Source organism: Herbaspirillum sp. RTI4, from assembly GCF_034313965.1.
GTDB lineage: Bacteria > Pseudomonadota > Gammaproteobacteria > Burkholderiales > Burkholderiaceae_D > Herbaspirillum.
On sequence record NZ_JAVIWQ010000002.1, the window covers coordinates 2,561,536 to 2,585,373 of the forward strand.

18 protein-coding genes are annotated in these 23,838 nt (G+C 54.4%); 10 read left to right on the top strand and 8 right to left on the bottom strand.

Translation table 11 applies throughout. The features are described from left to right. Positions 1–208 precede the first annotated feature (208 nt). Positions 209–820, bottom strand: coding sequence for a hypothetical protein (locus RGU70_RS11455; RefSeq protein ID WP_322209524.1), 612 nt, complete (start codon positions 818–820; stop codon positions 209–211). Positions 821–1,243: 423 nt separating this feature from the next. On the opposite strand from RGU70_RS11455, the gene chrA reads away from it, so the two are divergent. After that, positions 1,244–2,608 (top strand): chromate efflux transporter, encoded by a 1,365-nt coding sequence (chrA, locus tag RGU70_RS11460; RefSeq protein WP_322209525.1) that lies wholly within the window; start codon positions 1,244–1,246, stop codon positions 2,606–2,608. Positions 2,609–2,631: 23 nt separating this feature from the next. Here chrA and RGU70_RS11465 read toward each other — a convergent pair whose 3' ends face one another. Next, positions 2,632–3,711 (bottom strand): DMT family transporter, encoded by a 1,080-nt coding sequence (locus RGU70_RS11465; RefSeq protein WP_322209526.1) that lies wholly within the window; start codon positions 3,709–3,711, stop codon positions 2,632–2,634. A gap of 302 nt (positions 3,712–4,013) precedes the next feature. On the opposite strand from RGU70_RS11465, the gene RGU70_RS11470 reads away from it, so the two are divergent. Next, positions 4,014–4,778, top strand: a complete 765-nt coding sequence (locus RGU70_RS11470) for a potassium channel family protein (protein ID WP_322209527.1) — start codon at positions 4,014–4,016, stop codon at positions 4,776–4,778. Positions 4,779–4,877: 99 nt separating this feature from the next. On the opposite strand, the gene RGU70_RS11475 is transcribed toward RGU70_RS11470, so the two are convergent. From RGU70_RS11475 to RGU70_RS11495, 5 genes are all read right to left on the bottom strand, one after another. After that, positions 4,878–5,702, bottom strand: a complete 825-nt coding sequence (locus RGU70_RS11475) for a universal stress protein (RefSeq protein WP_322209528.1) — start codon at positions 5,700–5,702, stop codon at positions 4,878–4,880. A gap of 292 nt (positions 5,703–5,994) precedes the next feature. Beyond that, on the bottom strand, positions 5,995–6,816 hold the full coding sequence (gene fnr, locus RGU70_RS11480) for a fumarate/nitrate reduction transcriptional regulator Fnr (RefSeq protein ID WP_416186512.1): 822 nt from the start codon (positions 6,814–6,816) through the stop codon (positions 5,995–5,997). A 211-nt stretch (positions 6,817–7,027) separates the two neighbouring features. Then, positions 7,028–8,215 carry an acetate/propionate family kinase gene (locus RGU70_RS11485; protein WP_322209529.1) on the bottom strand — a complete coding sequence of 396 codons (1,188 nt, stop codon included), beginning with the start codon at positions 8,213–8,215 and terminating at the stop codon, positions 7,028–7,030. Next, the gene (locus RGU70_RS11490) at positions 8,208–9,620 is read right to left on the bottom strand and encodes a bifunctional enoyl-CoA hydratase/phosphate acetyltransferase (protein ID WP_322209530.1); all 1,413 of its coding nucleotides are present in this window, start codon (positions 9,618–9,620) and stop codon (positions 8,208–8,210) included. The genes RGU70_RS11485 and RGU70_RS11490 overlap by 8 nt, the downstream gene beginning before the upstream one ends. A 208-nt stretch (positions 9,621–9,828) precedes the next feature. Beyond that, positions 9,829–11,847, bottom strand: a complete 2,019-nt coding sequence (locus RGU70_RS11495) for an OPT family oligopeptide transporter (protein ID WP_322209531.1) — start codon at positions 11,845–11,847, stop codon at positions 9,829–9,831. A gap of 299 nt (positions 11,848–12,146) precedes the next feature. Here RGU70_RS11495 and RGU70_RS11500 point away from each other — a divergent pair, with 299 nt between their 5' ends. From RGU70_RS11500 to RGU70_RS11520, 5 genes are all read left to right on the top strand, one after another. Beyond that, positions 12,147–12,584 (top strand): universal stress protein, encoded by a 438-nt coding sequence (locus tag RGU70_RS11500; protein ID WP_322209532.1) that lies wholly within the window; start codon positions 12,147–12,149, stop codon positions 12,582–12,584. A 68-nt stretch (positions 12,585–12,652) separates the two neighbouring features. Then, entirely contained in the window at positions 12,653–13,315 is a 663-nt protein-coding gene (locus RGU70_RS11505) for a BON domain-containing protein (RefSeq protein ID WP_322209533.1), read from the top strand. 459 nt (positions 13,316–13,774) lie between these two features. Beyond that, positions 13,775–15,367 carry a methyl-accepting chemotaxis protein gene (locus RGU70_RS11510; RefSeq protein WP_322209534.1) on the top strand — a complete coding sequence of 531 codons (1,593 nt, stop codon included), beginning with the start codon at positions 13,775–13,777 and terminating at the stop codon, positions 15,365–15,367. Positions 15,368–15,638: 271 nt separating this feature from the next. Continuing rightward, a complete protein-coding gene (locus tag RGU70_RS11515) occupies positions 15,639–16,796 on the top strand; it encodes an FIST N-terminal domain-containing protein (protein WP_322209535.1) in 1,158 nt (385 codons plus the stop codon). Continuing rightward, positions 16,783–18,480 (top strand): diguanylate cyclase domain-containing protein, encoded by a 1,698-nt coding sequence (locus RGU70_RS11520; protein ID WP_322209536.1) that lies wholly within the window; start codon positions 16,783–16,785, stop codon positions 18,478–18,480. The genes RGU70_RS11515 and RGU70_RS11520 overlap by 14 nt, the downstream gene beginning before the upstream one ends. Before the next feature lie 155 nt (positions 18,481–18,635). Here the strand turns inward: RGU70_RS11520 and RGU70_RS11525 are convergent, their stop codons facing one another. Next, positions 18,636–18,827: a hypothetical protein gene (locus tag RGU70_RS11525; protein WP_322209537.1), complete on the bottom strand. Its 192-nt coding sequence runs from the start codon at positions 18,825–18,827 to the stop codon at positions 18,636–18,638. A 326-nt stretch (positions 18,828–19,153) separates the two neighbouring features. Here RGU70_RS11525 and aspT point away from each other — a divergent pair, with 326 nt between their 5' ends. The 3 genes from aspT to RGU70_RS11540 all read left to right on the top strand — a co-directional run bounded on the left by aspT (position 19,154) and on the right by RGU70_RS11540 (position 23,736). Next, positions 19,154–20,839, top strand: coding sequence for an aspartate-alanine antiporter (gene aspT / locus RGU70_RS11530; protein ID WP_322209538.1), 1,686 nt, complete (start codon positions 19,154–19,156; stop codon positions 20,837–20,839). A 76-nt stretch (positions 20,840–20,915) separates the two neighbouring features. Next, a complete protein-coding gene (locus RGU70_RS11535; protein ID WP_322209539.1) occupies positions 20,916–22,508 on the top strand; it encodes a bifunctional aspartate transaminase/aspartate 4-decarboxylase in 1,593 nt (530 codons plus the stop codon). A 541-nt stretch (positions 22,509–23,049) separates the two neighbouring features. Then, positions 23,050–23,736, top strand: coding sequence for a 4'-phosphopantetheinyl transferase family protein (locus RGU70_RS11540; RefSeq protein WP_322209540.1), 687 nt, complete (start codon positions 23,050–23,052; stop codon positions 23,734–23,736). Positions 23,737–23,838: the final 102 nt, after the last annotated feature.

Consider the following 23,838-nt stretch of genomic DNA (forward strand, 5'->3'; position numbering starts at 1 on the left):
AATAAATTTGATATAAATCAGTTTGATTATCGCGCATTTATTTAACCGAAATAATTAAATGCATAAATAAAGGTATTTATTGGTATTAGTCCATATTATAAAATAATAATTTTCAGCATTAAAATTGCCAATAATAAATTTTTGTTGTCATTTATTTATATTCAAATACATTTGAATTAAAAAAATATTTTCAATGCAATATTGCCATTCAATAATGCGCTGCAGACGCCTTGACAACGATGCCGCGCATACGGCAGGGGGCGCATGCAGTTGGCCGGTTTTCAGACCTTTCGCGCTCGGCTTGCAGGCTCGCCAGCGTCCTTTCGGCTGCTGTGGTGCTGTTTAGGCGGGTCAGTTCTTTATGGCTTGCTTCCAGTTCATAGTAACTAATCAGCGCATTTTCGGAGAAATGAACGTGTTTTTCCGACTTCACAGGGCGCGATAATCCGGCATTTATTCGTAATGCCTCGTTGAACGAGTTTGCGTTCTGAGAAGCACGCTGAAAACGGTTCTGTAAAGTTCGCCCCATTGTGCCGAAAAGTGCAGGTTCTTGCGGCGCAGGCAAGACCGGTTGCCGGCGGCCCGCACTGCCAGACTGCGTCAGTGCCTCGGAGGTAGCGGGGATCAGGCCGGTGCGCGTTATTTTGTCCTGAATCTTGGCCTGAATCTCGCGCTGAATTTCGGCCTGAATTTCAGCCTGAATTTCAGCCTGATAGGCCCGTTCGATCGAATAGCAATAAAACGGCGCTGACTGGGTTGGCATGGCATCAACAACCGGCGCGGCCGTCCTCCCTCTTGCGAGGCTGATAAGAGAAAACATTTGATTTCCTCCTTGTCATGTAAATGGGTCTCACATAGTAATGGAACTACAAGATGAAGCACCGGATTGTCAGATAATTAATATTTTCATGGGAAAAGGACCCAAAAAATGACGTTTCTGAGATAAAAATCAGGGGAAAACGACTTGAGCGCCCTTATTGCCGCGCCAAGCCGCCCAGCGAAGGTGCTTTCGATTGGGGTCTGTTGACGTTTCATTGACGAGATGCGCCTTGCCATCACACTTTCTGGGAAAACTCTCCGGGAACGGCTACGGGCGTCGCCTGCCGTTGTTGCAGCTCCTTGCCGTAGCCCCGCGACGACGCGTCGCTGGGCCTAGGCAGTCACCGCCTGCCGCGCGTTCGCACTCGTCAATGAAACGTCAACAGACCCTAGTATCCGCAAGCGAATAACAATACTATTTGTCATGAAAAAAGACCTTGCATCGCCTCTCAATACCCCGGAATCGCGACCCGCATCGGTCAGTTTTTGGACTGCCTTCGCTTTTTGGCTGAAATTAGGCTTCATCAGTTTTGGCGGCCCTGCCGGGCAGATAGCTCTCATGCATCAGGAGCTGGTGGAAAACCGACGCTGGATTTCAGAGCGCCGCTTCCTGCATGCACTGAACTATTGCATGGTCTTGCCTGGCCCCGAGGCGCAACAACTCGCTACCTACATAGGGTGGCTGATGCATCGTACCTGGGGCGGTATTGCCGCTGGGGCGCTGTTTGTGTTGCCTTCCTTGCTGATCCTGATCGGATTGTCCTGGCTCTATATTGCGTTTGGCCATATGGCGCTGGTTGCCGGTCTGTTTTATGGCATCAAGCCGGCCGTGACCGCCATCGTGCTGCAAGCGGCGCATCGTATTGGTTCACGCGCACTCAGGAATAAGGCCTTGTGGGCTATTGCCGGAGCTTCTTTCCTTGCGATTTTTGCCCTTGACCTGCCATTTCCATTGATCGTGCTGGCGGCGGCGCTCGTCGGTTATGTTGGCGGCCGGATCAAGCCAGCGCTGTTTGAACTCGGTGGCGGTCATGGCAAGTCTGCCGCTTCGTATGGCCCGGCGCTGATCGACGACAAGACGCCCACCCCCGAACATGCCCGTTTCAGCTGGCGCGGACTGTGTCGGATATCGCTTGTCGGCGCACTGCTGTGGGCGATTCCTATGGGCTTGCTGTCCATCGTCTGCGGCTGGAAGCACGCTTTGACGCAAATGGGCTGGTTTTTTACCAAAGCCGCTTTGCTGACCTTCGGCGGGGCATATGCCGTCTTGCCTTATGTTTTTCAGGGCGCAGTCGGGTATTACGGATGGCTGACTCCGGCGCAGATGATGGACGGACTGGCGCTGGGCGAGACGACGCCGGGGCCGCTGATCATGGTGGTGGCGTTCGTTGGTTTTGTCGGCGGCTATGTTAAAGCGCTGTTCGGCCCGGATAGCCTGTTCCTGGCCGGTGCTGTTGCTGCCATCGTAGTGACGTGGTTTACTTTTTTGCCTTCGTTCCTGTTTATTCTGGCCGGGGGACCATTGATAGAGTCAACGCACAACGTGCGTAGTTTCACTGCGCCGCTCACGGCAATCACCGCTGCCGTGGTGGGCGTGATCGTGAATCTGGCCTTCTTTTTTGGCTATCACGTCCTCTGGCCGCAAGGTTTTGCCGGCAGGTTTGATGTGTTGTCCGCCCTGATTGCGCTGGGAGCGGGCGTTGCTTTATTCCGCTTCAAACGCCATGTGATTCATGTCATTGCCGGGTGCGCCGTGATCGGCTTGCTCTTGAAAATGCTGGTGCTGTAAAGGCAGGCAGTCGATACAGGCTCTCAATGCCGATGCTGGTGGTGGGCATCTGGAAAATGGGAGTGAACGTGCGTCAAATGACTGTGCCTGTGCGGGTGACTGTGACTGAGGGTAACATCGGTGGCATCGGTGGCATCGGTGGCATCGCCGCCAGCGGCATGCGCATGCTGATGGTGAAGATCATTATGGACATGCTCATGGTCGTGTTCCAGAGCCTCATGGTCGTGCGCGTGGCCGTGTTGTTCTGTCAGATGCAGCCAGATTCCCAGTGCCATGCAGGTACCGGCAACTCCCAGCGTCAGCGTGATCGGTTCGCCCATGGCGAGCGCCAATAGCGCACCAATAAACGGGGCGACAGAAAAATAGGCGCTGGTACGGGCCGTCCCCAGATGGCGCAAGCCCAGCACAAACAGCGTCAAACTGACGCCATAGGCGAAAAATCCGACCAGCATGGCGGCACCCACCAGCGTCAGCGGCGGTAAGCTGGCACCTGCGATGAAGGCGAGCAGCAGATTGACGGTACCGGCAACCAGTCCTTTGGCGGCGGCAATCCAGGTGGCGTCGGTCAGAGAAACTTTGCGCGTCAGATTGTTATCGATGCCCCAGGCCAGGCACGCGCCGAGCACCGCCAGCGCAGGCCATACTCCCTCAAGTCGGGCCTCGCCGGACCAGCTCAGGATGACTGCGCCAACGACGATGGCGATCATTCCCAATGCAATCCGGCGATCGAAATTTTCCTTGAAGACGAACCAGGCCAGTAGCGCCGTGAATACCCCTTCAGCGTTGAGCAGCAGCGAGGCACCCGATGCCGACATTCCGTTGAGACCCAGCATCAACAAGACCGGCCCGATGATGCCTCCGGCCAGAATCGCGCCGGCAAACCAGGGCGCTTCATTGGACGGCAGTTTCACCGCAGGGGCGTGGCTGAGATAGCGGTAGAGACTCAGCCCCAGACCGGAACCCAGATATAACAGGCCGGCCAGCAGCCAGGGATTCACTGCATGAAGTAGTAATTTGGCCAGCGGCGTACCCGCTCCGAACAAGAGCGCGGCACCTAGCGCTGCCGGTATGCCTTCGCGGCGCAGGCCAGTAAGCAGTTTCATTTAATCATTTCCCTTATTTTCAGGACTGACGCAAAAGGCCGCTGGGATTGTTGAATCGCCTTGCTGTGCTACTCGCACTGTTTGCGGCAATGCGTCTGGCTAGCGGTTTTTGATGAGGGAATTTTCGAAAACTGCGCAATTACATCGGGATAGTAGCGGTATTTTGCTATGAATCTGGCGTTTTTGATTTATCGCAAGCTATGCCGACCCCCGATAGATCATATTCAGCACACTATATTGCGATTTATGCGTTGGTTCAGACAGAGCAACCACCATTGATTCCCCACCTCCGAGGATTTTTGATGTCTACCCATCGTGCGCACAACATGCCCAAACCTTATTTTGGCTGGCTGGTACGGCCAATGTTGCTGGCGGCTTTGCTCTTATGCATTCCTGCCTTTTATCTGGTGATGAGCGACCCACAATCGGCTTACCGCAGCCTGGGTTTCGCATCCTATGGATTGGCGGCAATATTGATTGGTGCCGAGTGGTTCATACGGCATCAGCATCCTACATTCAGAGGTAAAAATGAGCGGGTGCAATTGGATGCGCTTATTTTCTTCGGGGCATTGGTCAGCGCCTGGCCGACCAGTTTTTCCTGGCCGTTTATCGAATGGCTGCTGCGGCTGACATTTTGCGCCATCGTTTTTTTGCGGCTGGCCACCTTGCTGGGACGGTATGTTGCGCCACATCGTTTGCTGCAAATGGTGGCGATGGCCTTGTTTCTGCTTGCTATAGCAGGAGAGGGCTTCCTCTTGCTGGAGCCGAAAGTCCATACCTATGCCGATGGTGTGTGGCTGGCGTTTCTTACCTGCGCCACGCTAGGCTATGGCGACATTGTGCCAACGACGCCCGCATCCCGTATTTTTGCCGTTTTTATCGTGCTGCTGGGGTATGCCTTATTTTCAGTCGTGACCGCTAGCATTTCGGCCATTCTGGTGGGAGAGGATGAGAAAATCATTCGCAAAGAATTGCATGCCGATACCCGTATGTTGAGGGCGGAGATTGCAGCGCTACGCAAGGAATTGCGTAGCGCTGTCGGTAGCAAACCTGAGTTGCCGAATTAATTGAAGAAGTTTCTGAATAAGCTACTGCGCGACGCTTACCCTGAGACTCCTTAGTGTGAATTAAAACTTAGTGTGAATTAAAACTTAGTACGAATTAACTTAGTGCGACATCAGCACAGGAATCGTCATCGTGCGCAAGATGCTCAAAGTGACGCCGCCGAGCAATATTTCGCGGAAACGGGTGTGTCCGTAGCCACCCATGACCAGCAGGTCAGAACCTTTATCCGCCGCCAGCGAGAGCAAGGCATTGCCGATATCGAGATCGGTCTTTCTTTGTTCAACATCGATTTTGACGCCATGCCGCGCAAGGTATAAGCCGATATCGGCACCCGGTTGTTCGCCATGCACATCGAATTGCTTGGATGTATTAAACAAGGCGACGGTGACATTTTTAGCTTTTTTGAGGATGGGAAGGGCATTCGTTACGGCGCGAGTGGCTTCCATGCTGCCATCCCATGCAATCAGGACGTTGCTTCCGAGACGATCAAAATTACCGGCATAAGGCAGGGCGAGTACCGGGCGGGCGGAATTGAGCATGACGTATTCGGGCAAATCGGTGATGAGGTCATCAGTTCGCTCATCCGGATCGGTTTGACTGAGAATCACCAGGTCGCTATAGCGTGCTTGCAGTGACAGACCGCCACCGGCATCGTCATCGACCAGCCGACGCTCAAAGGAGTTAACGCCCATTTGCCGCGCAATCGCATCGAATTGATCGAGGGCCAGATTCGCCTGCGCGCGCAAGGAGGTAATCACCGATTCGATAAACACCACGCCGTCCTGATAGAGGTAGCGCGACACGCCTGTCATGGCCGAACCGATTAAATGGGCGTCTTCCGCAATAGCGATTTTGGCGGCAATTTTAATGCGGGCGGCGGCATGGCTGGATTGATCAACATGCACAAGCAGGGTTTTATAAGTCATGGAGTCACCTTTACGGTGTTGCATTGATGGGAGGCGCGGATGACCGCGTCGTTGCTGCATCTTCTGCCATATCCGGGAAAACCGGCTTGATCCATATCAAATGGCGAATGGCGAATGGCGATGCAATAGTTATGCGGAGAGACGACGAAGGTTTCCGTTCCCATGAAAGTACATGATCTGTTGACGCTGTAAATTCAAGGGGCGAGGGCTATGGAGCCTCTGATTGAACGACGGTCGTTCAGCTACTCTCAAACAACCGTTTATCCCACCAGTTTGACCAGTGCCATTAAGCTCATTTGGTCGTCACCGGACAAAAATCATCGCCGGCAGCCAGTAGCCGCAGCGCATTGAGGTCCAACAGTTGCACTTCGCGTTTGTCGACGTCGAGCAAACCCTGTTTTCTGAATTTTGAAATAAGACGGCTGATGCTTTCTATGGTCAGTCCCAGATAATTCCCAATGTCTTCGCGTGACATGCGTAACTGAAAGCTGGTTGCGGAATAGCCTCGGGCCATGTATCGCGATGACAAATTGACAAGAAACGTCGCAAATCTTTGTTCGGAACGCATGTTGCCGAGCAGCAGCATGGTGTTTTGTTCGCGCGTGATTTCCCGGCTCATGATGCGGTGAAAATGATGCAGCAGGGTAGGGATGTGGCCAAACAGATCCTGCAAGCGTGCGAACGGAATCTCGCAGACTTCGCTGTCTTCCAGCGCTACTGCGTCGCAATGATGGCGATCGGTGCTGATGGCATCCATTCCCAGCAGCTCGCCGGTCATCTGGAATCCGGTGATTTGCTGCTCACCGTTTTGATTAATCTGGAAAGTTTTGAAATTACCGAAGCGGATGGCAAACAGATGCGTGAACGTATCGTCCATCCGGTACAAATTTTCACCTCGGAGAACGCGTTTGCGCAAACCGATGATTTCATCGAGACGGCTGACATCAGCATCGCTGAGCCCCATGGGCAAGCACAATTGATGCAGGCTGCATCCCGAGCAATTCGTTTTCACCGTTGTTAAATTAACGACGGGCAAGGAAGCGAGAGCGCTCGTTGCCGTGATATGGTCAGGTTTGACGTTTGCAGAAGTGTTGGGCATAAGACGAATATACATCAAATGCGCTGTAAAACCCTTGATTAAGAGGCAATATCAGTATTGTGTGCGCATCGCGCCTCACTAAGTTCATGCTTATCAAGCTGCTATTGCATCGCTTTGCATTTCACTATTCGTCTTAAAAGGGGGCCTCTGTTTGAGTCCGACCATCTTGTCCGACGATTTTGTCCTATGCTTTCGTCCGATGTTTTTGTCCTACGATCTTGCGCCTTCATGTCGCACCGGCCGTCAGCAAAGTCTGCGCTTCCCTGGCAGCGATCCACTCTTCATTCGTCGGTTCGACCACGACCTTGACCGCACTATGCCCGTTCGAGATCAGCGCATCATGGCGCAGGTTGGCTTCCGCATCCAGCGCCACGCCCAGAAAGCCGAGGGACGCGCACACCCGCGACCGGATTTCCGCATTGTGTTCGCCAATGCCAGCGGTAAACACCAGCATATCGACACCACCCAACACAGCCACCAGCGCGCCTATCTCGCGCACAATGCGGCGCACATAGAGCGCCAGGGCATCCTGCACCTGGACATTGCCCTGCTCTTGCCGCAACAATTCACGCGGATCGGAAGAGACCCCGGAAAGACCCAGCAATCCCGAGTCGTGATACAGCATCTGGCCTAGCTGTTCCACCGTGAGTTTGTCCACCTCCAGCAGGTACAGCAGCACGCCCGGATCCAGCGCGCCGCAACGTGTCCCCATCATCAGTCCATCCAGCGCCGAAAAGCCCATAGTCGTGGCCACGCTGCGCAAATCCTGCATAGCGCACAGACTAGCGCCGCTGCCGAGATGCGCGACGATGGTGCGGCCACGCGCTGCTGTGCCATATTTTTCAGCCAGCGCAATCGACATGAACGCATAAGACAAACCGTGAAACCCATAGCGCCGCAAACCGCGCTCCCACGCCGCATGGGACAGGGGCAGCATTTGCTCGACACGCGGCAGCGTGTGGTGGAAAGCCGTATCGAAACAGGCAAACTGCGGCAACTCAGGATGCAATGCCAACAGCGCCTCAATCGCTTCCAGCGCAAATGGCTGATGCAAGGGGGCCAGAGGAATAAAGGTACGGAGATCGGCCAGCACGGCGGCATCGACCCGGATCGAGGCCCGGTATTTCGCACCGCAATGCACTACCCGGTGCGCCACGGCAACGATGCGGCGCTCGCCAAGTCGCGCCAGCACGCGCTGCCGGATGTGCTCCAGCGCCGCATGGTAGGGTTGGGCCGGATCGAGCGGCAAGGCTTCCGGCGCACAGTCCGTTTCACCGAAACTGGCCGACGCGCCGCCAATGCCATCGACCTTGCCGTTCCAGACCGGCTTGCGCAACAGCGGTTCGGCCGTATCGAACAGCGCGAATTTGATGCTGGACGATCCACAATTGAGCACCAGAATCAGCTCATTCATGGCTGGCTCCTGCACTACGATGCGCCAGCAGTACGGCAATAGCGCAAGAGGCAATCCGCGATTCGCGTGAATCGGCGCGACTGGTCAGGACAATCGGCACCGCCGCACCCAACACGATGCCGGCGCTGGCCGCGTCGCCCAGATATTCGAGCTGTTTGGCCAGCATATTGCCGCTTTCCAGATCGGGCACCACCAGGATGTCGGCCTGTCCTGCTACCTCGGAGACGATGCCCTTGATGCGCGCTGCCGCCGCCGAAACGGCATTGTCGAACGCCAGCGGACCGTCCAGAATGCCGCCGGTAATCTGCCCTCGATCAGCCATCTTGCACAGGGCGGCGGCATCGATGGTGGCCGGCATGCGCGGATTGACGGTTTCCACCGCCGCCAGAATCGCCACGCGTGGCTGCGCAACGCCGATGGCTTGCGCCAGATCGATCGCGTTGCGCACGATATCGGCTTTTTCTTCCAGCGTAGGGGCGATATTGATCGCGGCATCGGTAATGATGAAAGGGCGCGGATAGGCCGGTGTTTGCATCACGAAGCAATGACTGATGCGCCGACCGGTCCGCAAACCGGGAAGCGCAACCACTGCCGCCATCAGTTCATCCGTATGCAAACTGCCTTTCATGATGGCTGCCACCTGACCGGAAGCCGCCAGTTCTGCGCCGCGAGCGGCGGCGGCATGGCTATGCGGGACGTCTTCCACGCACAAACCGGCAATATCCAGATTGGCTTCCTGCGCGATTTTGAGCAATTTGGCTTGCGGCGCGATCAACACCGGTTCAATCAATCCGGCGACATGGGCGTCGATAGCCGCCGACAGGCTCAAGGCATCGCAGGGATGCACCACCGCCATGCGGATCGCCCCCATCGGGCGCACATGGTCGAGCAGACGCAGCAAGCCGCCCGCGCCAGCGCTGATCCTGACGTCGGGCAGGGTAGTGCGTGGCCGCTCGATTCGCTCGGTGGGCGCAATCACGCGGGCTTCGCCGCTAATGACCGTCACGTCGTCCTGATTGATGCAGGTGCAGGCCAGTGTGAGCTGCTGGCTTGTTTCGTCACGCGCAGTGACGGTCACGCGGATGCTCAGCGTATCGCCGATGCGCACCGGTTTGAGGAAGCTGAGCGTCTGGCTCAGATAAATCGTGCCTGGCCCCGGCAGATGATTGCCCAGCACGGCGGAAATCAGCGTGCCGCCCAGCATGCCATGGGCAATGACGCCGTGGAAACGGGTGGTGTTGGCATAATCAATGTCCAGATGCTGTGGATTCACATCCTCCGACAAGACGGCAAAGAGCTGAATGTCTTTGGCGTTGAGGGTACGTTCGATGGCCGCTGTTTCCCCTATGGCAATTTCGGAGAAAATGCGATTGCGCACGATGTTTAAATCCACGATGTCTGCCACGTTGCGACTCCCGTAAGTAGTGAGAATGAGGTGAACGGCGTGAATACGATGAATGATGTGATTACGCGCCTGCCAGCAATGGTACTGGCAGGCGCGCAAAAATGCTGGCAGAGAATCCAGATATCCCAGAGATTCCGGGGATAGAAGAAGAGTAATCGCTAAAAATAATTGCTAAAAGTAATTGTTTAGCGGGCTTTATTCAGCCGCGTTAAACCCTCGTCCTGATCAACCTGCGCACAAACCAGGTAATCACGATAGCAAACACCAGCAAGGCCAGCCACTGCGTCATATTCTCGAAGCCCGGCCCGACCAGCGCAAGAGGGTCATCACGACCGCTGGCACCGATGACCGCCGCCAGCACGACGCCCATGATGCTTTCGCCGACGATCAAGCCCGAGGTGATTAATACACCGCGCCGTTCTATGCGTGCAACCACCGCGTGGTCGCCAGCCGCCCTGCGCTTAGCCAGATAGCGCTGCAAGCCCCAGGCGAGCAAGGCACCCGCCACCAAAGCCATGCCGACCGTCGGCGGCAAGTAGATGCCCAGACCGACCGCCAGCGCCGGAAGTCGATAGCGACTTTGGCGACGCTCCAGCAGCACGTCGATGACGATCAGGATGACGCCGATCAGCATGCCGATCAGGATCATGTTCCAGTTCAGCGCATGGGTAAAAATGCCAGTGGCAATTGCTGTCATCAGCGTGGCTTGCGGTGCCGCCAACGCATGGCTGACATCCATCCCCTCGCGTGGCAAGGCCCCGACGAAGCCATAGGCGTTGTAGAGCAAATCAAGAATCGGCGAAATCACCGCCGCACCCACCACACAACCGATCAGCAAGGCAATTTGCTGGCGATACGGGGTGGCACCGACCAGTAAGCCGGTTTTGAGATCTTGCAGGTTATCGTTGGCGATAGCAGCCATGGCGATGATGGCGGTGGTGATAAAAATCGCCAAGGCAATCGGTACTCTGCTGGCACCGGGCGTGGCCAGCAATTCATCAATGCTGCCCGAGGCCAGCAGCAATAAGGATACCAACACCATGGCAATGATGCCGATGCCGGAAATCGGGCTGCTCGACGAACCGACCAGCCCCGCCATGTAGCCGCAAGCGGCCGCGACCAGAAATCCAAAAACGCAAGAAAACAGGATGCTGATCGCCACCAGGCCGAACAGCAAAGGCAGCGACAGTTTGGCGTCGATCAAAAACAGGGCGAAGACCAGTGTCAACACTGCGATCAAGACCACACCGATGATGACTATCGCGCGCACCGACAAGTCGCGTTCCGGCAACGGCCGCAGCGCACCGGCATACGCATCATGCCGGTTTCCGAGCAATTCGCGCACGCCGGAGAGCATAGGCTTGAACAGGGTAATCAGCGTCCATATGGCCGCTATGCCTATCGTGCCTGCGCCCATGAAACGCACCTGAGAACCCCATAAACTGGCGGCGTAGGCGGCGTTGGTGATGCCTGTCGGTGCTGGCGTGAGTACGCTCAGAATAGGTACAGCGAAGCCCCAGCAGATAATCACGCCGATCAGTACCGCCATGCCTGCCACGATGCCGATCAGATAGCCTGCCCCCAACAATGCCAGCGAAAAACCGAGCGGCAGACGGAAGATGGCGCTACCGGCGCTGACCCAGACATTGAGTCCTTCCGACAACAATCGAAAGCCGCCGCTAAGCAAAGCAACCACCGCTGACACCAGACTGCCGATACCGATATCTCTCATGCCCTGACGCATTTCGTCGCTGCCGGCATCGGCATTGCCGACGCGCAGTATCTCTGCGGCGGCCAGCCCTTCCGGATAGGGCAGGTCGCTATTGACCACCATCACGCGCCGCAACGGAATCGTAAACAGAACGCCCAGCATGCCGCCGGCCGCGCAGATACCGAAAGTTTGCCAGTAAGGAAAGCCTTGCCAGTGGCCGATCATGACTAATCCGGGCAGGATAAAAATCACCGATGACAAGGTGCCGGAGGCCGAGGCCTGCGTCTGCACCATATTGTTTTCCAGGATGTTGCCGGAGCCGAGCAAGCGCAGCACGGCCATCGAAATGACGGCGGCCGGAATGGCAGAGGAAAAGGTCAGGCCGACTTTCAGCCCCAGATAAACGTTTGATGCAGTAAAGAGAATGGTGATGAGTGCGCCGAGAATGATGCCGCGGAGTGTTAGTTCGGTCAGTTCGGGGATATTGCCTTGCGCGGGATGGGCGGGATGGGGCATGTAGGACGCTCGCTTTCTTTGCTTGTCTCCTGCTTATATGAATTATTGAGCGTTGGATGGAACAGACTGCCCCCTAAAACTACTCTAGTCAACAAAAGATTTCCTCGGGGAAATTATCCTGGGGCCTGTTTGGAGGGGCTGCTTAGGCAGGGGAAAGAACCAGGGTCTTTTTAGGAATGCAACAGGTACTGATAAAAGATCGCGCGTATCTGCTCTCGCACAGTTTTGATTCAGGTCAAACGGGACTGGCCCAAGCGGGATACGATGAGACCACTAATTTTTATTAATGGAGACGCTCTATGCTCAAGACTATTTTGCTGGCGACCGATGGTTCCGAACTGTCAAAAAAAGCATCGCAGGCGGCAATTGATTTTGCCCGAGGTTATGGCAGCACGATTATCGGATTGTCGGTAGTCGAGACCGTGCCGGTATTCGTCATGCCGGAGATGGGCACAGGGATGGACTGGGCGGCGATTGAGGAGCAGATTCAGGCGCAGTCGGACGCGACGCTCAAAGCGCTGACTGCCATGGCGCAAAAAGCCGGCGTGCCGTGCGAGGTGTATACGGTCAAGGGCCAGCATCCTTACGAAGAAATTCTTAAATACGCAGAACTCCACCATTGCGACACCATTTTCATGGCTTCGCACGGCAGAAAAGGTCTGGATAAATTCATTTTGGGCAGTGAAACCCAAAAAGTACTGACCCATAGCAAGGTCCCGGTACTCGTTTTCAAATGAAGCGTACGCATTTGCGCTGCGCGCACGCCAATTAACGAATGACTGGAACCGACTTAATGGAGCCGCAAATGAAAAACGACCACCAATTAAAACAGGACATCCTCGAGGAGCTTGCATGGGAACCGAGCGTCAATGAAGACCGTATCGGCGTGGAAGTGGACAAGGGCATCGTCACGCTGGTTGGCCGTCTGGACAGTTATGCAGAAAAATACGCGGCTGAACGCGCGGTTCAGCGCGTATCCGGCGTCAAGGGTCTGGCGGTAGAGCTTGACGTCAGACTTCCCGGCAGCAGCGTGCGCACGGATGCCGATATTGCCAAAACAGCGCAAGAAGGCCTGGAGTGGAACGCCTTTGTGCCAGAGGACAAAATTCGGGTGATGGTCGAAGACGGTTGGATCACGCTTAGCGGCGAGGTGGAACACGCCCACCAGAAAGAAGCCGCGGAAAGCACTTTGCGTCGCTTGATGGGAGTGGTTGGCATCAGCAATCAATTGACCGTTAAGCCTGTTACTGCGCCAGTGATTGCGCCAGAAAATGTGAAATTAAAAATCGAGGCAGCATTGCAGCGCCGGGCGCACGCCGATACAAAAGCGATTCAGGTCACGGTTGATGGCAGCAAAATTATCTTGAGCGGGATCGTTCCCAACCTCGCAGAACGTCGCGAAGCCTGCCGCGCAGCGGCTCGCGCCCCGGGAGTAGTGCAGGTGATCGACAAGATGACCGCTGTGTAATTAATGAATACGTTCAACGAATACGTTCAACGAATACGCTCAACGAATACGTGCTGCGACACCAAGGTGCCAGAGTGCCAAGGCACTGAAGCAGGGAAAAATCCTGGCGATTGATTTGGCAATACAGTAACTCGATCATGCCTACGTTTCACCATGCCAGGGGTGAGGTGTAGCGCACCTTGCCACCAGGCACAGGGCGGATGTGCCGCCCTTCAAAACTCCCCTCTCACCATCCCCTCCTGTTTAACTCAGATGGCCGATTGCGCTGTTTAAGCCGGGTTTCTCTTGCTGAGGGACTTTTTGTGGTTTGTATATTTAAAATCACATCTCACAAAAAAATGGCATACAATCATTTGACCCAATTAAATTAAATTAAATTGGTGAAATTAATTTAATTTAGTGAAATAATCGGATTTGCACGTTTTCTTAATAAATTTTGCGCCGATAGGGTTTTTAGAAATGAATCATTTCCTGCCACTTAGTTATCAAATAAAAAAACTTGCGGCGCATTTGACAAAAAAATTCCCTCAGACTTTCTCTCTCGACAAGCAGGATCAGGTTCTTATCGGCAATGAAAGCACCCCTGTGTTGCGGCATGGGACCGAGGTGTTGAACATGAATTTTAAAGAAGTGGATCACTTTACGGCCCAAACAGGTGCCGGCGCTACCATCTTCGTCCAGCGCGGCCAGGATTTCATTCGCGTTGCCACCTCAGTCAAAAAAGAAAATGGCGAGCGCGCAGTCGGAACCGTACTCGATCACACCCATGCCGCATATAAGGGGCTTCTGGCAGGAGAGAGCTACACAGGTTTTGCACAATTGTTCGGCCATCAATTCATGACGCGCTACGAACCGGTTCGCGATGCCAGCGGTCACGTTGTTGCCGTGTTGTATGTGGGAATCAATGTCAGCGAATCGTTTCATTTCGGTTTGAGCGCCAAAGTCAGCGCCGCCGCATTTTGCGTCGCGGCACCTATTTTTGCTCTGTATTACTGGGCAACCATCGCTTCGTTAGCCTCGCTGCCCAAGCTTCCAGCCGATGTCATGATGCAACAAGTCATGGCATTGCATCTGCGCAATGGGTCCATTGCCGCCGCTGCGCTGGTGTTGAGCATGGGACTGACCTATCTGATGCTGCAAAAAATGCTTTCCAGCCCGATCGCCCATCTGGCCGTAGCAGTACAAGAGCTGGCGAAAGGCGATCTCACCACCATGATTCACGTTGGCCGGCGCGATGAAATCGGGGAGCTGACCCAGGCGATTAACGGCGTCTCGCAAGGCCTGAGCGGTATTGTGGGTAACGTCCGTCGCCGCTCCGATCGCATCGGGGTTGCTTCCAACGAAATTGCGGTCGGCAACAACGATCTTTCTTCTCGCGCAGAATCCCAAGCGAGCGCACTGGAACAAATCAGTGCAACGATGGAAAACTTTACCGAAAATGTTAAAAATAACGCTTCGCACGCACGAGACGCCAGTGCGCTGGTTGGAGAAGCATCAGAACAAGCGGTCAAGGGTGGGGCGGTAGTAACGCTGGTGGTCAATACGATGGGAGCAATCCGGGATAGCTCAAACAAGGTCGCCGACATTATCAGCGTGATCGACAGCATTGCTTTTCAGACCAATATTCTGGCATTGAATGCCGCCGTCGAAGCGGCGCGCGCCGGACAAGAGGGCAGAGGCTTTGCGGTTGTCGCATCAGAAGTACGGCATTTGGCGCAACGCACTGCTACTGCCGCCCAGGAAGTTAAATTGCTGATTGCCGATTCGGTCAGCAATGTCGACAACGGCAGCCGTCTTGCCAATGAGGCCGGCAGCACCATGCAGATCATTGAAAAATCCATCGGCAACGTGGAAGTCATCATGCGCGATATCGCCATCGCCGGGACGGATCAAAGCAACGATATCAGTGAAGTATGTCGCGCTATAGGCGACATGGATCAGATCACCCAACAGAATGCGGCATTGGTCGAGCAAGCGGCAGCGGCAACGGACAGTCTTAAACAAGAGGCCGAGAGTCTGTCCGATAACGTCCGTATATTTAAATTGGCATAAGGCGGTAAGGAAGGGCATTTTCCTGATCTGAACATCGGCCAATTTAAATCGCTTGTAAAAAAGCATACGGGGTATCGCAGGCAAACGAAATCAGTCCGTGCGGATTTGTAAGCGTATTTGTAGCCGTTGTTAAGACGGCTACCTGAGCACTTTTAGATTGTCGTACTCAGGTAGGGTGAGGCTTTTACCCAGAGCCTGTGCCAGACCACCATTGCATCAGAGTTTTCCTATTAAGAAGATCTCACACAGCATCAAAACGAAAGTGGCTGCGATGACTATTTTGCCTATCCGAAGGGCCCATTCATTCGAAATGGATGCGCGCAAGGCGGTGCTGGAGTTTCACGCCGCAGTGTCACAGCCAGACATGCAATTAGTGATTTTTTTCTGTTCGACTAACTACGACCTGGATGTGCTGGCCGCTGAAATGCGCCGTCTTTTTGTCGGCGTTCAGGTCGTCGGCTGTACCGCCGCTGGCGAAATCGGACCGAGTGGCTACTTGAAGCACAGCCTGTCGGGAGCAAGTTTTCCGACAGCAATATGCAAAGTCGTCAGTGGGCGATTGGATGAGTTACAGGATTTTGATTTTTATAAAGGCCATGAATTTACCCAGGCGCTGATGCAAAAACTCCGGGGCAAGGTTGCCGATGCCGGGTTGAAAAATAGCTTCGCGCTGATGCTGATCGACGGTCTCTCCATTCGTGAAGAGCTGGTGGTGCATGCTTTCCAGCACGCGCTGGACAACATACCTCTGGTCGGAGGTTCGGCGGCGGACAATCAGGAATTTCTCTGCGCGCAGGTCTATGCGGACGGCAACTTCCATTCCGCAAGTGCCGCGCTGATCCTGATTAATACCTGCCTGCCATTCCGGGTATTTCAGTCGCAGGATTTTATTAGTGACCAGGAACAAATGGTGGTCACACAAGCCGATACCGCCCGTCGTATCGTCAGAGAAATCAACGGACGTCCCGCCGCACAGGAGTATGCAAGGCTGGCCGGCGTGAGTGTGGCGGATCTTCATTCCTACCATTTCGCCTCTTTGCCCGTCGTCGTGATGGTGGATGGCGTGGAGTATGTGCGCGGCATACAAAAAACGGAATCCGACGGCAGCCTCACCTTTTTGTGCGCCATTGAAGGGGGCTTGGTGTTGAGAATAGCGCATCGAGTCGATCTGGTAAGCAATCTGGAGCAGACGTTCAGCGCCATCAAGGCAGCCATAGGCAAGCCACAACTGGTTTTAGGCTTTGATTGCTTTCAGCGCCGTATGGAAATTGAGCAGATGGGAATAAAAGACACGGTCGGGAAAATTTTCCAGGACAACAATACGATCGGATTCAATAGTTACGGCGAACAAATCCACGGCATGCACGTCAACCAGAGCCTCACCGGAATCGCCATCGGCGTTGCTCGGACCGCGTTTGAAAACCAATAAGATGCCTGCTCCCATCGCCGCCGCTCTTGCCGGACTGGATCCGGCGATCCTGGCAGAATTTGCCCGGTTGAACAAAATTATCCACTCACTGATGGATCGTGCAGAACGCGTCGGCACGATGCAAAAATCCGACTTCGATCTATTCCAGAAAGCCGCCAGACTGGAAGATCAGATACGGCACCGGACGCAAGAGCTGGAACAGACCCTGGTGAAAAACAAAGAAATTTCGGAAGCCTTGCAAAAAAGTAGCGAACGCTTTCAACGTCTCACGAATTTATCCTCCGACTGGCATTGGGAGCAGGACGAACACTTTCGTTTTACGCTCGTCCAGTCTTCGGCGCAGATCAATGGCCGTGTTCATTCGCACGAGTACCTGGGGAAAACCCGTTGGGAACTGGATATCGGGATGGCTCCGTCAGAATGGAGCGAACACAAAGCCCAGATGGAAAGGCACGAGTCGTTTGCGGATCTGGAATACAAGCTGCAAGTCGAAAACAACCCGGACCAGTGGTTCAGCGTCAGCGGAGAACCGGTGTTCGATAGCACCGGACAATTTACTGGTTACTTCGGATCGGGCAAATACATCACCGAACGCAAAAAGGCAGAGCTGCTGCGCACAGGGCAGAGCAGAGTACTGGAAATGATCGCCACCAGCATGCCACTGGGATCAACACTGGAAAGCCTGATGCATCTGCTCGAGTCTCAACTCGATGGCATGATGGCATCCATCCTGTTGCTGGACGATGACGGACTGCATTTGCGGCACGGTGCCGGCCCCAGTTTGCCGCTGAAATACCTGCAGGCAATTGATGGTCTCGCCGTCGGCCCGAATTCAGGCGTGTGCGGCACCGCCATTTACCGTAACGAACGGGTGATTGTCAGTGATATTTTGGCAGACCCCTTGCTGGCGGACTACCGTGAACTGGCGATTGAACATGGATTGCGCAGCTGTTGTTCCACACCGATTACAACGCATCATGGCAAGCTGCTGGGTACCTTCGCCCTTTACTCGGCCGAGGTGCACACCCCGACCGCACAGGAAGAGCAACTGATTGATGTGGCCACGCGCATTGCCAGCATTGCTATCGTGCGCAGGAATAACGAAGCACGCATCAGCCATATGGCACATCACGATGCGCTGACCGGCTTGCCCAATCGTCTCCTCCTGGAGGACCGGCTCAAACAGGCAATGCTGCATGCCGATCGCTATGGTCGCAAGGTCGTCGTGGCGTTTATTGATTTGGATAAATTCAAATCCATCAATGACAGTCTCGGGCACAGCACGGGAGATGATCTTCTTAAAGTTATGGCGGACAGAATGCAGCGCTGCGTTCGCGCGACGGACACGGTAGTCCGTCTGGGCGGGGATGAATTTGTCATTATCCTGTTCGATCAGCCCGGCCAGAAGGCGGCCATTAGTCCATTGCTAACAAAAATAAGCGATGCCATTACGGCACCGATCCGTCTTGCGCAGCAATGGCTGGAAGTGACCTCCAGTATCGGCATTGCCGTTTATCCCGATGACGGCACCGATACCGGTACGCTCATCATGAATGCCGATATGGCGATGTACTCGGCAAAGGATCAGGGGCGCAATAATTGCCAGTTTTATACCCCCGATCTGAAAGCCAAGATGCATGCAAAACTGATGTTGGAAAATGCCAATCCAAAGGGTGAGCGGTAGTCTAAAGCTGCTCTCACCGACTCCCGGTTTGACCTGACCCTGGCGGCCTTGTCAGGCCAACCAAAGTTGTTCAGCGTGGCGTTTTATCTTGCCACCACTCTTTCCGCTCCCTCAATTCTTGTTGCTTCCTTGTGCCAGCAAGTGCCTCGTCTATTTCAATGCTGCAATGCCGTATATTTTCTATATACGAATAGAAATTGATCCACATCAAATGCTTGCAATAGGGTATTGTTATCATAAAGCAACACTTCTTTGAGGGATAAAGGCAATAAAAACAAAGCAATATGCACCACAGTTCGCTCATAAAACGCCATTTCGTCACACGTTCCCGCTGCGATTAGCAGCATGACCCCCAAGCACCATGACCTCCAAGCAGCATGACCCCCAACCCAAGGCAATCAGACCACTCAGTAGCCGGCCCCACGATTTTTTTACACTTTGCGTGATTGTTGCCCCTTCTGTGCCAGGGTCAATCAGGTCCTGGTGATGGCGGTCGAAAAATCGCGATCCACAGGATTTTCCCGCGACGTTTCTACGCTTTACCACCACGCGATTTTTGGCAGATGTTGTCTGGATTATCTGATGAAGCAACTGCGCGGCGCTTATTCAGCAATTCCTGATCTGCCACGGATGCCTTCTCATTGAAAAAAAATACGACAAGAAAGGTATGAACATGGATTGGTTACATGATCTATTCAAAACATCGCCGGAAATAGCTTTATTCCTCTCGCTGGGAATTGGTTACTACATCGGCAAAATCAAATTTGGCAAATTTCAGTTGGGCGGCGTGGCCGGCTCTTTGCTTGCCGCCGTCGTCATCAGTCAGGTCGGCGTGCATATCGATCCCGGCGTCAAGGCCGTGCTGTTTGCCTTGTTCATTTATGCCGTGGGCTATGAAAGCGGCCCACAATTCTTTAATTCGCTGGGCAAGCAATCGGTAAAAGAAATTATTCTGGCGGCCGTACTGGCGCTGACAGGTCTGGCCACAGTCGTCATTATGGCCAGGCTGTTCGGTCTGGATAAGGGGCTGGCTGCCGGTGTCGCTGCCGGTGGATTGACGCAGTCCGCCATTATCGGCACGGCCGGCGATGCCATCGCCAAGCTCGGTCTGGCTGCCGACGAAGTCAAGCGGCTGCAAGGAAACGTCGCTATCGGCTACGCGGTGACCTATGTATTCGGCTCATTCGGCGCCATTATCGTCTGCGTCAACATCTTGCCAAGACTGATGGGCCGCAGCATCCGCGAAGATGCCATCAAGGCCGAAGTCGCCATGCAGTCCGGCGTAAAAGTGCTGGCTCCGGGGCAGGAGGCTGCGGTGTCGGAACTGATAGGGCGGCTCTATGAAATCGTGCGCGGCGGCAACACCGTCAACGACATAGAAACTCTGGACCCGGCCACCACCGTGACCATTGAAAAAGTCAAACGCGCCGGACGGATTATTCCCGTCAACCCGGAACTGGTTCTTCAGCCGCTCGATATCGTTCTGGTAGTAGGACGGCACGATGCCATGCTCAGCATTTCCAAGCTGATGGGCAAAGAAGTCTATGCCGTTGAGGGCATGGAACTGACGATGCAGCATCGCGACATGGTGCTGACCAACAAACAGTTTCACAACAAGACGGTCAGCGCCATTCGGACCGAAACCGCCAACGGTGTCCGTCACGGCATATTCGTGACCCAGATCAGCCGCATGGGCCAGGTTTTGCCCATGTTGCCCGAAACCGTGGTGCAGCTGGGTGACGTGATCTCCATTTACGGTGCCGAGCAGGACGTGAAGCGGGTCGCCGATAGCGTCGGCTATGTGCTGATTCCTAGCGCCAAAACCGATTTCGTCTATCTGGGCGCCGGTTTGGTAGTGGGTTTGCTGGTCGGCTTGCTGACGGCGAAGATAGGCTCCATTCCACTGACCTTAGGCAGTGGCGGCGGGGCCTTGCTCTCCGGCTTGCTGTTCGGCTGGTATCGCTCCAAGCATCAGTCTTTCGGCGAAATGCCCAACCCTGCGGTGCAAATTCTGAAAGATCTCGGCCTCGCCGGATTTGTGGTTGTCGTGGGTTTGTCCTCTGGTTTGCAAGCGGTCGAGACCATCAAACAACAAGGCTTCACCATTTTCGGCGTCGGTATCGTCGTCACTATTTTGCCGATGATTCTGACCATGCTGATCGGTCGCTACATTTTGCGCTACGACAACACCGCAATTTTTGCCGGCGCTCTGAGCGGTTCCCGCAGTGCCAATCCGGCTTTCGGTGAAGTCCTTGGCAAAGCCGAGAATGCTATTCCTACCGTGCCGTTTGCCATTACCTATGCGCTGGCCAACGTCTTTCTTACCTTGCTGGGGCCGCTCATCGTGGCCTTGGTCTGAATAATTACTTGGTATTAAAAAGCAGCATCCCTGGTCCTGTTCCGACAGACCACCCATATTTATAGGAGTACCCGCAATGGACTTTAGTAACCCGGAAAAACTCGCGCTGTTAAGCCCCTTCGAATTGAAAGATGCGCTGATTGAAGTGGCGTCCCGACAAAGTGATCGCCTGATGCTCAACGCCGGTCGCGGCAATCCCAACTTCCTCGCCACGACTCCGCGCCACGGCTTTTTCCAATTCGGCTTGTTTGCCATGAGCGAAGCAGAGCGCTCGTACATGTACATGGAAGATATTGGCGGCTTTCCACAGCGCGACGGCATCGAAGCGCGTTTTGAAATTTTCGCCAAGGCGCATCCCGGTGTACCCGGTGTCGACTTCATCGAGGCAGCCGTATCGTATGTGCGGGACCAGCTCGGCCTGTCGGTCGGCGATTTTATTTATGAAATGTGCGAAGCCATCCTCGGCTGCAACTATCCGGTACCCGACAGGATGCTGCGTCTGAGCGAAAAAATTGTCGGCCAATACATTCATCAAGAAATGATCGGCACCCATCCTTTCGTCGGCAACTTCGATATGTATGCGGTTGAAGGCGGCACTGCCGCAATGACTTACATCTTCAACAGCCTGCGCGAAAACCACATTCTGGAAGCCGGCGATACCATTGCTCTCGGCATGCCGATTTTCACCCCCTACATCGAGATTCCTCTGCTCAACGATTACCAGTTGGTGGAATTGATGATCGATGCGCCAGCGGAGAACAACTGGCAATTCACCAAGAAGGAACTCGATAAACTGCTCGACCCCAAGGTCAAGGCTTTCTTCCTGGTCAATCCCAGCAACCCGCCCTCGGTCAAGATGAGCGACGAAGTACTGGCTTATCTCGCCGACGTCGTCAAACAACGCCCCGACCTGATCATTCTGACCGACGATGTCTACGGCACTTTCGCTGACAATTTCGTCTCCCTGTTTGCGATCTGCCCGCACAACACCATCCTGGTGTACTCGTTCTCCAAGTATTTCGGCGCGACCGGCTGGCGCATGGGCGTGGTTGCCACCCATGAAAACAATGTGATTGACGAAAAAATCGCCAATCTTCCCGAAGAAAAGCGCCTGCAACTGGACAAACGCTACAGCTCCATCACCACCGATCCGCGCGGGCTGAAGTTTATCGATCGCCTGGTGGCCGATAGCCGCACAGTCGCTCTTAACCATACGGCGGGCGTGTCCACGCCGGTTCAGGCGCAGATGACCTTGTTTTCTTTGTTCTCGTTGATGGATGAGGCCGAGGACTACAAAAAATCGATGAAACGCATCGTGTTGCGTCGTAAAGAGGCGCTGTACCGGGAGCTGGGATTGCCCATGCCGCATGATCCTAATTCGGTTCGTTACTACCATCTGCTGGATCTGGGGCCGATCGCTACGCAGATGTACGGTGCCGAATTTGCGACATGGATGCTCAAGCTGCTCAAGCCGAATGAAGCGCTGTTCCGTCTGGCCGAAGAAACCGGCGTAATCCTGCTGCCCGGTCGCGGCTTCGGCACGCAACACCAATCGGCGCGTGTTTCGCTGGCCAATTTGAACGAATACGACTACGCCAATATCGGCCGGTCTATCCGCAAAATGGCGGCAGAGTTTTACGCCCAGTTCCTGGCCGAAAAGAAAGCGTAAAAGGGCGCTTGTACTAGCGTTCTTGCACAGTAAAAGCTGAATAAAAGGCACACTGCAACAGCCCCGGCGGGTTGTCGCAGTGTGCCTTTTTGCATTAATGAAGTGGCAGGCACAGCGTAGCGCCTTGCGTTGCCGGAAGGCACTGAGCGATTCACGCCGTACAATTGCGCAACAACGGGCAGGGTCCCCATCGGACTCAGAAATCACCAACCTCACAAGCTCAATCAATCCATTGCGATTCTCGAAAATAGTTTTTTCAATGTTATTCTCACTCACTTGCCATTTCGATGAGTTTCGATAACAGGACTTACGCAAAAAGCTGCTGGCTAGGCGCATTGCCGCAGGCAGTCCAAATTAGCACGACAAGGCAATGCAACAACGCCAGCGGACTTTTGCGTAAGTCCTCAATAAAAAGGATACCCATGCGACCGTCCGGAACCATGACGGACCATGTTAATCGGCTACGCTCGCGTTTCGCCACAGGGTCAGAACCTTGAATTGCAGCGCGCAGCCCCTCGACAACTGGTCCTGGCCATCCCTATTGAGCGAGATTCAGTCTGGCGACGTCCATGTCTGGAGAGCCACTACCGCAAGCGAACAGTTTTCGCATTGTCATCATTTGCTTTCCGATGCCGAAGCAGAGCGGGCAAAGCGCTTTCTCACCGCGCAAAATCGCGATACCTATGTGCTGGCGCACGCCATGCTGCGTTCGCTGATCGGGCGCTATCTTGGCACAGGTGAGGCGCGCATCGATCTGGCTTATTCCATCTATCGGAAGCCCTTTCTTCCCGACAGCAAACTGGCATTCAATCTGACGCACTCCGCCGACGGTGTACTCATCGCCATCGGCTGGGACCGCGCCATCGGCATTGATCTGGAAGCGATTCAGACATTGAGCGACCAGGAAGAATTGATCAAGGTCGTGATGTCCGGGACGGAGAGGGCGATGCTTTCTGCTCTCGACAACCCTGAACGGGGTGCCGCTTTTTACCAGTTATGGACGCGCAAAGAGGCGCTGCTCAAAGCGACGGGCGCAGGTTTGCGGCATGACATGAGCAGCCTGACGCTGGATGCGCCTTTGGAGGATGCCGATGAAAAATTGAACGTAATGGACGCCCTTGCTTCCACCTGGACGCTGGTGGATTTGCAGCTGGGATCAAGGTGGAGGGGGGCGCTGGCAGCGGAAGGAAAAATAACCGCGTTGCGTCATTTTTCCTTCGCATGGTGATGATAATCAACGAGGCAAGCCAGCTCAGCGCAGCCGATAGTTCAATACGATAGTTCAATACAATGCGCGGCACCGCCACGAGATTGATTTGCGCCGCCGCTG